9 protein-coding genes are annotated in these 10,036 nt (G+C 36.6%); 4 read left to right on the top strand and 5 right to left on the bottom strand.

The window, feature by feature from the left end:
• The 3 genes from LC115_09470 to LC115_09460 all read right to left on the bottom strand — a co-directional run.
• Positions 1–1,082: site-specific DNA-methyltransferase (locus LC115_09470; GenBank protein MCZ2356895.1), on the bottom strand; the 1,082-nt coding region annotated here is incomplete at its 3' end.
• 20 nt (positions 1,083–1,102) lie between these two features.
• Positions 1,103–1,615, bottom strand: a complete 513-nt coding sequence (locus tag LC115_09465) for a GIY-YIG nuclease family protein (protein ID MCZ2356894.1) — start codon at positions 1,613–1,615, stop codon at positions 1,103–1,105.
• Between the two features lie 17 nt (positions 1,616–1,632).
• Positions 1,633–4,140 (bottom strand): type III restriction endonuclease subunit R, encoded by a 2,508-nt coding sequence (locus LC115_09460; protein MCZ2356893.1) that lies wholly within the window; start codon positions 4,138–4,140, stop codon positions 1,633–1,635.
• A gap of 184 nt (positions 4,141–4,324) precedes the next feature.
• Between LC115_09460 and LC115_09455 the strand changes: the two genes are divergently transcribed.
• Entirely contained in the window at positions 4,325–5,089 is a 765-nt protein-coding gene (locus LC115_09455) for an IS5 family transposase (protein MCZ2356892.1), read from the top strand.
• Here the strand turns inward: LC115_09455 and LC115_09450 are convergent.
• Together LC115_09450 and mdh are read right to left on the bottom strand one after the other, a co-directional pair.
• On the bottom strand, positions 5,070–5,525 hold the full coding sequence (locus LC115_09450; protein ID MCZ2356891.1) for a DEAD/DEAH box helicase family protein: 456 nt from the start codon (positions 5,523–5,525) through the stop codon (positions 5,070–5,072). The genes LC115_09455 and LC115_09450 overlap by 20 nt on opposite strands.
• A 319-nt stretch (positions 5,526–5,844) precedes the next feature.
• Positions 5,845–6,786 carry a malate dehydrogenase gene (gene mdh / locus LC115_09445; GenBank protein MCZ2356890.1) on the bottom strand — a complete coding sequence of 314 codons (942 nt, stop codon included), beginning with the start codon at positions 6,784–6,786 and terminating at the stop codon, positions 5,845–5,847.
• Between the two features lie 168 nt (positions 6,787–6,954).
• Here mdh and LC115_09440 point away from each other — a divergent pair, with 168 nt between their 5' ends.
• The 3 genes from LC115_09440 to LC115_09430 all read left to right on the top strand — a co-directional run bounded on the left by LC115_09440 (position 6,955) and on the right by LC115_09430 (position 9,828).
• Positions 6,955–7,593, top strand: coding sequence for a hypothetical protein (locus LC115_09440; protein ID MCZ2356889.1), 639 nt, complete (start codon positions 6,955–6,957; stop codon positions 7,591–7,593).
• A 110-nt stretch (positions 7,594–7,703) separates the two neighbouring features.
• On the top strand, positions 7,704–8,420 hold the full coding sequence (locus LC115_09435; protein MCZ2356888.1) for a hypothetical protein: 717 nt from the start codon (positions 7,704–7,706) through the stop codon (positions 8,418–8,420).
• 121 nt (positions 8,421–8,541) lie between these two features.
• Positions 8,542–9,828: a Glu/Leu/Phe/Val dehydrogenase gene (locus tag LC115_09430; protein ID MCZ2356887.1), complete on the top strand. Its 1,287-nt coding sequence runs from the start codon at positions 8,542–8,544 to the stop codon at positions 9,826–9,828.
• Positions 9,829–10,036: the final 208 nt, after the last annotated feature.

Below are 10,036 nucleotides of genomic sequence, written 5' to 3'. Positions count from 1 at the left end.
GTGATATTAAATAATTTAACAATTTTTACACCATTTTTAAACAACCTCTTAGATATTTTCAAAAAATTATAGTCGCCGGGGAATACAATTTCATTGGCTTCTAAGTATTTCGGAAATGTATCTTTTGTAATACGCCAAGTTCTGTTTGCGTCTGCAGGGTATTCGTCTCCATTTTTAGGGTTTATCATTGTGAAGAAACTATTTGGTCTTTCGTTTGCTGTTGTTTGTTTAGTCATATCGTGAATACGCCAAGGTCTATTAGGGAAATCAGGTGTTTCATAATACTTTCTGCTCTTCCCTTCAATACTTGCTTGGAATAAATCGCTTTTCGCATAACAAATAATCCATTCATAATCTTGAGAAACTCCAAAAGGAACATCAGATTTTGTTGTTCTTTTCCGCCAAGGGAAAGTTGCCACAAAATTTTCCTCCCCAAAAACATCATCACAAAGTAGTTTCAAATTAGCTTGTTCATTGTCGTCAATACTTATAAATATTACACCGTCTTTGCTCAATAAATCCCTTGCTAATAATAGACGAGGATACATAAAAGCAAGCCATCCATTATGGCTTTTTTTGGTTTTGAAGCTAAAGTCCATACGTGCAAAATCGTCTTCGCTCAAGTTTGCCAAGCCTAAAACCTCTGCTTCTTCTTTATCAAATTTGTCGGGGTAAACAAATTCATCACTTGTGGTATTGTAAGGCGGGTCTATGTAGATACACTTTATTTTGCCGGTGTAGTAGCTTTTAAGAATTTTTAAACTGTCTAAATTATCGCCTTTTAGCACTAAGTTTTGGGTGCTCGTTTCGGCTACGCTCAACGAGCGGTTAAGGCGTAATTCTTTTTCGGTTTTTTTGGCATATTTAGCTCGGGCAAAGTTTCTGCCTACAAAGTTGAGCCCGTAGCCGTTTACTTTTTCGTCAATCGGTAAACCCAAAACGGTTTTTAGTTCGTTGAGGTTTATTTCGGAGTCACGGATTACGTTGGGGTAGTTTTCTTTCAGAAAACGCAACAATTTGTTTTCGTTGTTTTCTGTGCCAACCACTGAAAAGCCTGCGTTTATAAAATCTTGTTTGTTCATTATTTTTAACCATTATTTGTTTATGGATTGTTCGTTTCGGTTAAGCTCGTTTCGGCTTCGCTCAACGAGCTATTTAATTGGGCGTTGAGCGAAGTCGAAACGCCCTTTTCATCAGTTGGAACGCTCGTTTTGGTTAAGCTCGTTTCGGCTTCGCTCAACGAGCTATCTAATTGGGCGTTGAGCGAAGTCGAAACGCCAGTCTTATCAGTCGAAACGCCCTTTTCATTAGTCGAAACGCCCTTTTTTAAACTCCTGAAATGAGTGTCGTTTCCACATTCGGCAAGTTTATGTAAAAGGTTTGTTTTCCCATTTATCAAAGCTTCCTTTTTAGCTCTACTCCAACCCTGTACTTGCTTTTCTCTGTAAAAAGCGTCATCAATTCGTTGATATTCTTCATAATATACCAAAGTTACAGGTAAGTGCTTTTTTGTGAAGTTAGCCACTTCTCCCGCTTGGTGTTGTTCTAATCGTCTTTCCAAATTTTGTGTACTTCCGGTATAGTAAGCACCATTTGCACATTTCAATATATACATAAAATTTCCACCCATAATTACGGTAAATTGTTTATCAATGCCGCTAATTGCGTTTTATTGATACGTTCTTTAAATGATATTTTAATGTTTTCGCCGGTCTGAGCTTGTCGAAGACGGTAATACTCATTCAGAGCTTCAAAATATTTTTTGGCAAAATCTATTTTAGCTTTTTCAGATTCGGGTATGTCGGTAGAAGTTTTATAGCCTTTGGCTTCCACTACAAGGAATATTTTGTTGCCTTCGGTGCTTTTGATAGCATAGCAAAAGTCGGGATTATAATCTCCTAATGGTGTTTTGATTTTCAGGCGTGGAAGTTTGCCGAAAATTTCAATGCTGTCAATGTCGGGGTCTTGCTCCACAATTTCCAATTCAAAATCACTGTCATATTCAATCACTTCTTCAAACACCCATTTGGTTTTTAAATTGAAATCGCCTGCAATGTCTTTTTGAAATTTACCTACGCTTCCTGTGTCTAAATAGGTTTTCCCCTGTGTTGAGCAGTTCGATAAACTCACTGTATCACCTGTCGAAACATCGGTTTTGAATACATTGGGTAAACCGGTTCCGTTAATACCGTCATACTTAATGTTAGCTTTGAGCATTGCAATTAAGTTCTTGTTGATTATTTCGGAAATTTCCCGTTGTGCCTGTTCAGGATTGTTGCAGAGCATTTTGGTTTTGAAATCATCGCTCAAAGCATTGAAAACTTTTACAACAAATGAAATAGGGGTTTTGGTGTTGTTGGACAAAGTGCGAACCAATTCCAAATAATCAACTTTGCTTTTGTATGAAACGGTGTCAGTCAGCTTTTCTGTAATGGCGTATTGTTCGCCAATTTTGTTTACGTTTAGTTCTGCACGAATGGTTTGCAATAGAATTTCCTCAATGTTTACGGCTTCTATTTGCGTTTTAATGTTTTGTATCAGTTGGCTTTCCTGTTCTGCTGTCAAAGTTTCTAAAACATAGAAAGCATTTTTATTGATAGCGTTCCAAAGATTTTGGAATTCTTGCAAGTGCGTTGCCTTGATGAAAACTTTCTTTTTCTCCTTTTTCTCCTTTTTCTTCTCGGCTTTCTGCACATAAGTGTTTGTATCGGTTGCAAACAAGCTTTCTATTGCTTTCACTTGTTCTTCGGGCAAATTTTGTTCTTTTAGAATAGCTGAAAATTCAGGCGATTTTTCGTAAATCTTTTGTCCGTCCACAATTGCCTTGCGAACAATCATTTTCTTGTCTTTCAAAATATCATCAACCAAAGTAACTACTGTATCATCATCAAAGCCCGATTTTTCTTTAAGTATTTTAATCAGTTCCTGCTCTGTAAATGTTTCAGAAATCAGGAATGAGTTACTTAAAATTTCATTTTGAATTGCCTCAACGAAACCGTGTTCCTTGCTTGAAACAACAACATCAAGGTTGTTGATTTTCCAAAATGCTTCTTGGTCGTCATTGAGATTTTTCAGCGTGTTACGTTGTAAGTTTTGATTTACGCAAATGCGTAAACCTCTACCAATCTGTTGCAATTTTGATATTTCGCTTCCTTGATTTGAAAGTTTACAGATTGTGAAAACATTCGGATTGTCCCAACCTTCCTGCAATGCCCAAATGGAAAAAATGAAACGAGTAGGACTTTCAAACGAAAGCAATTTCTTTTTGTCTTTCAGAATTTCATCAACACCTGCTTTTACTTTTTCGTCTGCGTTTCCTTTATCGCCTGAAAAATATCCTTTGTGAACTTGCAGATTTCCATCTTCGTCAAAGTCATTTTGTAGGTATTTAAGATATTCTTTCGCGTCATTTCCTAATTCGTAATTTTTAATTCTTAATTGGCGTTCACGCCTATATTCTTCTTCAAAAATGGTTTTAATTTTTGGATTGCTTCCACGAAATAAATTAGTGTCGCTTTCCATAAAAAACAAGGTCAATGCTTTTATGCCTTGCTCAAACAAACCTTTTTCTTTTTCAAAATGAATTTTGATTGTTTCTTTAATCATTGCCCGCAATGATTCGTCCGACAAAGAATAATCAACTTTTTCAATCGTGTCGTCTGCTAAAACAAGGATGTCTTTATTTATTTTCTTTATACTTTTTCCGTTAAAAACTGCTCCAACCCCTAATTCTCGTCTGGCAATTATTCCATTAGTAGAAGTGCTCACAATGGCTTTGCTTACTGTTCCAATTTTTTCGATGCCAATAAGTGTGTCTGTGTTTTCAATTACATCTTGAGTATAAACTACGATTTTCTTTACCAAATTTTGTCGGAATGAAGAAATACTGTCTAAAACATAGGCAACATTGGATAAAGGCAAACTGTCTTTCTTTTTGGGGAATGTAGCACCAAAACGCAAAAAGTAATTTTCAAATCCTTCAAAATAGGTTTTAAAAGCGTTACCCTCAAAGCGGTGAGGTTCGTCCATTATCACGATTGGATTTAGTCGCTTCAAACATTCCAAATAGGTTTTTGGCGGTTCTTGATTAGTTACAAATAATTCGGGTGCATTCATTTCTCGTTCCAAAGGACGGTTCAAAATATTGTCACGACTATTGAACGAACTTGGAGTCATTACCAAAACCGATAAATGCGAAGTGCCTAAAAATTGCCTTAGAGGTTGTTTAAAAATGGTGTAAAAATTGTTAAATTATTTAATATCACATGGTTAAATACATATTTATTTGTATATTGCTGATTATTAATCAGATAATTAAGCAAGTATGAAAGCCTACCCAACCAACCTAACTGATATTCAGTACGAAGCTATTGAAAAAATAGTAAATGATAACAGGAAAAGAAAGCATCCTTTAAGATGTATTGTAGACGCATTATTGTACATCACCAAAACTGGTGTTCAATGGAGATTGCTGCCTAAAGATTTCCCTAAGTGGCAACTCGTTTATTATTATTTCAGAAAATGGACAGCAGAAGGGCTTATTGAAGAAATACATGATTTTTTGCGTGATAAGTTAAGAAAGGAAAAAGGAAAACATGTTTCACCAAGTCTTGGATTAATTGATAGTCAAACTGTTAAAACTTGTTCTTTCTCGTTATCAAACGGTTATGACGGAAACAAGAAAATTAAAGGAAGAAAAAGACATATTATTACTGACACATTCGGATTTATTATAGCTATTGTGATTCATAACGCTGATATTCAGGACAGAGAAGGAGCTAAATATGTTCTTGAAGAATTAAGATATAAGTACCCTAGATTGACAAAAATATTGGCAGATCAAGGTTATACCGGTAACTTAGCTGAATGGATTTTAAAAAGTTTGAATTACACTTTGGAAATTGTAAAAAAAGTGGCAGGAATTAGTGGATTTAATGTCTTACCCAAGAGATGGATAGTTGAACGAACTTTTGGATGGCTTGGTTTTCAACGAAGATTGGTTAATGACTATGAATTCCACCCCGAATGCAGTACAAGCTTTGTGCACTTAGCTATGATTAGAATTATGCTTAACAGAATAAAAAAATAAATTTTAAACAACCTCTTACGGCTGAAATGTTTCCTCCTTCGTAAACAAAGGTTTCAATTTCCTTTTCTTTCTCGTTAGCGTAAAAGCTTTTAAAGTAATCTTTTGTGTCCTCTAAGTTTGTTTTTGTTCCCTCTCGAATTGGAACTGTCGGAATAAGAACGATAAATTTTTTGTAGCCGAAATGCTTACTCAGTTCAAAAATGGTTTTGATAAACGTGAACGTTTTACCCGTTCCCGTTTCCATCATTATGTCAATGTTTTTAGTGTCTTGAACTGGAAAATTGTATTTGTGCTTTTTATGGTGTGCTGTCAATACCTCACCAAAATTTACTTTTTGGCGAAGACTTTCAAAAAGACTTACAATGTTTGTAACACAGTCCTCCTGATAGCTTTGTATTTCATATTGAAACTGTTTTGTTTCTGTTTTTGTCGTCATTTATTATTTCAATTTTCCAATTGTCAAAGTTAAAAATATTGCTCATAGTTCAGAAAGTATGAGCAATCCCTTTGGCAATAAAGAGTAACCTTACAATTTATTACCAAAGTAACGGTAATAGTTATTTGGGATCTTTGCCAAAGCGCAAGAATATTCCAAAATGAGTTGAGAAAGAATGCTGTGCTGACGAAGCCATAGCTTTCTAAGCCACAATCTTATTTTTTTCTTTTTGGGATGCATAGTATTTAAAACCAACAAGGGAAGTCTTTAGACTTCCCTTGTTGGTTTTAACGATAAATTTAATGATAAAGATGTTTTTTTAGAAAACGTTCATGGTATTCAGGACGTTATTCATGTCGCGTACGGCGGTAGCTGATTTAGCGAAGGCAGCACTTTCGTCTTCATTGAGTTTTAGGTCAATGATTTCTTCTATACCGCTTTTTCCAACTCGAATGGGTACGCCTAAGCAGATGTCATTTTGGCCGTATTCACCTTCTAAAAAGACGCTGCAAGGATAAACTCTTTTTTGGTCTTTTACGATAGATTCTGCCAACAAGGCAGCGGCAGCACCTGGGGCATACCAAGCTGATGTTCCTAATAATTTGGTTAAAGTTGCACCTCCAACCATAGTAGCTGAAGCGATTTCGCTCATTTTTTCTGGTGCTATGAATTTAGTTACTGGCATAGAAGCTACTGTGGCAAAACGGGTTAGTGGAATCATGGTTGTATCGCCATGCCCGCCAATAACGGTTGCTTGTAAGTCTTTGGGGTTGCATTTTAGCTCAAGAGCTAAATAAGCCTTAAACCGAGCACTATCTAAAATTCCGCCCATACCAATAACGCGGTTTTTAGGTAGCTTAGTGGATTTTAAAGTTAAATAGGTCATCGTATCCATCGGATTGGCAACTACGATGATAACTGCATTGGGAGAATGGGCTAAAATGTTATTTACAACAGTTTTAACAATTCCGGCGTTTACTCCGATAAGTTCTTCACGGGTCATTCCGGGCTTACGGGGAACACCAGAGGTAACTACCACTACGTCAGACCCGGCTGTTTTAGCATAGTCATTGGTACTGCCGGTTAAAATAGTATCAAATCCTAAAATGGATGAACATTGAAACAAGTCTAAGGCTTTTCCCTCAGAGACACCCTCTTTGACATCAAGGAGAACTACTTCATTACAAACCTGTTGGCGTGCTAACACATCAGCGCAAGTGGCACCTACTGCCCCTGCACCCACAACTGTAATTTTACTCATTTGTATCTAAATAATTTATGTGGAAAATTTTAAGTTCCAAAATTAGTACTAAATCTAATTAAAGCCCAAGATAAATTTTGAAAAAACATAAACATTAACCTAAATTTGCGGCACGAATTATAAGTAAAACAAAACTATTACGAAAACCAACTATCTCAGTTTAAAATTATGAGAAAATTTATTTTAACATTTACAGGGATTATATTCATTCTGGGGATTTTAACGATTCCGGCAGTTGCTCAAAAAAAGGGAGCTAATGATAAACGCACTAAAAAAGAGTGGAAGAAAAAAGCAAAGCAGTATGTTAAGAACCCCTTAGCACTGAAAAATAATCAGGAATCTTATCAACGGCAAATCGAAGAGCTAAACAAAAAAATTGCAGAACTAAGCCAGCGTTATACCGAAGCACAAGCAGATTTGGATAAATGTGATTCCGAATTAAAGAAGAAAAACACGGAACTGGCAGCCATGAAAGCCCAGTATGACCAATTAAATACAGCTTACGAAGCACAAAAGAAAGTTACCGAAAAAAATATCCAGCCGGGGCTTATATTTAAGGTACAGTTAGGCGCATTTAAGGTATTTAATATCAACCAATACTTAAAAGATACTCAAAATTTTGAAGGAGAATCTGCCGATAATTTTAACAAATACACTATCGGAAACTTCCGCGATTTAGCTATTGCAGATGCCTTTAAGTCAGATATTCGTAAAATGGGCATCAAAGACGCTTGGGTCGTTCCTTATCTTGACGGTGTTCGGATTGAGATGAAAGAAGCCAAAAAACGTCTGGGAATGCAAGAATAATTCCTATAAAAAACAACTTATTATCCTTAAAGATATATTGACTTTTGTCAAATTATCTTTAAGGATTTCTTGTTTATTCTATCTACATCTTAGGCTTATATCGCGCATAAATGAAGAAACTTTATTTAGACCCTCAAAATCCCTATTCTGTACTCAATAAATCGTATTTATGGCACTGGTGGCCGTTATTAAAGTTTGACTTAATCGGAAGATTTGGAGATTTTTTTTTAAGTAAACCGCCTCCACAAAAAGAATCAGATCCATTATTGCATCTTGGTTGTGGCGGTAATTACTTGAAAGGTTTTATAAATGCAGATTTTTATTACTATGCTTTTAAGTTTGGTAAAAATAAACCACAAATAGATTGGCTCTTAGATTTGCGTAAGCCACTAAACTGCCCGGATAACTTTTGGGCAGGAGTATTTACCGAACATACCTTAGAACATTTACATCCGTCAGATAACTATTTGCTACTAAAAGAGTTGTTTAGAACTATGAAAAATGGTGCTTATATTAGAATCTGCGTACCCGGCCTAATGGAAACCATTCGTGCTTTTCAACCTGACCCGGACGAAGCTATTATAGAATACAAAAACACACTACCTTACACAACCTTAGCAGAAGCGGTTTGGGGACTTACGCAGCAATGGGGGCATTTATCTACGTTTAATGCAGAATTTTTAACGGCACTATTAGCAGAGGCCGGATTTTCTAACTGCGTAGAAGTTGCCTTTAAAGTTGGAAATAACCCTAAATTAATCCAAGATAGCCCTGAAAGGCACTTAGGAAGTTTATATGTAGAGGCGCAAAAAATAATATCTTCTTAAATGTCTATTATGAATAAGTATTTTGTAGTTTCGCGTCAATTTTGGTTCACTGATAGTGGTCAAAATTAGTTTTTGAGATAATTTATTTCACATCAATAAAACCGTATCATATTTTATATTTATGAAAACTGTTGCAGAAGGCGAGGCTTTATTAAGCCCGACCAGCGAAAATCCGTATGAGTCTATGTTGGCTCGCTTTAACAAAGCATCCGACATTTTGAATTTAGATTCAAGAGAAAGAAACATTCTAAGCCGTCCAGCTAGAATTGTTATGGTAAACTTACCCGTTACAATGGATGACGGCCGCACGGAAGTTTTTGAAGGCTATCGAGTGATTCACAATACAGCCCTTGGCCCCTCCAAAGGTGGAATCCGTTATTCATTGGACGTTAATATGGATGAAGTAAAAGCATTAGCTGCTTGGATGACTTGGAAATGTGCCGTAGTGAGCATTCCTTATGGAGGTGCTAAAGGTGGAATATGCTGTAATCCAGCTTCTATGAGTGTAGGTGAGTTAGAACGCTTAACCCGCGCCTATACAGACTCTATGATTGACGTTTTTGGCCCTGACTTAGACATTCCGGCACCCGATATGGGCACCAGCGGAAGAGAAATGGCATGGATAGCAGATGAATTTTCTAAACTCTGCGGCGGCAAGTTTATACCAGCAGTTATCACCGGAAAACCCTTAGAATTGGGTGGTTCCAAAGGACGTGTAGAAGCAACCGGACGTGGCGTTATGACTACTACGCTTGCTGCATTAGAAAAACTCGGCATGAAACCCAGCCAATGTACCTGCGCCGTTCAAGGTTTTGGAAACGTAGGCTCAATCTCTGCAAAACTCTTAAACCAACACGGAGTAAAAATCGTTGCCATCTCTGACCATACCGGCGCATTCTATAACCCAGAAGGAATCAACATTACCCAAGCTATAAACTATCGTAACGAAAACAAAGGCGTTCTGGAAGGCTTTAAAGGCGGTAACAAAATAACAAATGCCGAATTATTAGCCTTAGATGTAGATGTTTTAGTGCCAGCAGCCTTAGAAAATCAGATTACTGCCTCCAATGCCAATGACATTAAGGCAAAATTGATTTCAGAAGGTGCTAACGGCCCAACATCTGCAAGTGCAGACAGCATCTTAAACAGCAAAAATATCATGATAATACCGGATATTTTAGCCAATGCCGGAGGAGTTACGGTTTCTTATTTTGAATGGGTACAAAACAGACGCGGACATTATTACAGCGAAACGGAAGTTAATGAACGCGCCGATACCATCATGAAAGACGCTTTTGAAAGAGTTTATAACGCATCATTACTGCATAAAGTCCCAATGCGTGAAGCTGCCTACATAGTAGCTGTTGACCGTGTTTCCCGTGGATTAAAATTACATGGAAAATACTAATTAATTTATTCTTACAACCATTTTAAAACTTAGAGTGGCTATTTTACCCAAAATAGCCACTCTAAGTTTTAAAATGGTTGTGGTTCAGAAAGCATGAAAGCTATAGTTTTTGCTGCAATAGCATCCTAAGGGTTTTTAAGAAAAAGAGGAGGCAAATTTAGTAACTGATGTTACGCAATATTAAGTAGTATTTTTAAGACTTGGTGTT

The organism is Bacteroidia bacterium (genome assembly GCA_026932145.1).
Classification (GTDB): domain Bacteria; phylum Bacteroidota; class Bacteroidia; order J057; family JAIXKT01; genus JAIXKT01.
The sequence above is the reverse complement of the archived record's forward strand: the minus strand, read 5'-3'. Positions and strand labels throughout refer to the sequence as shown.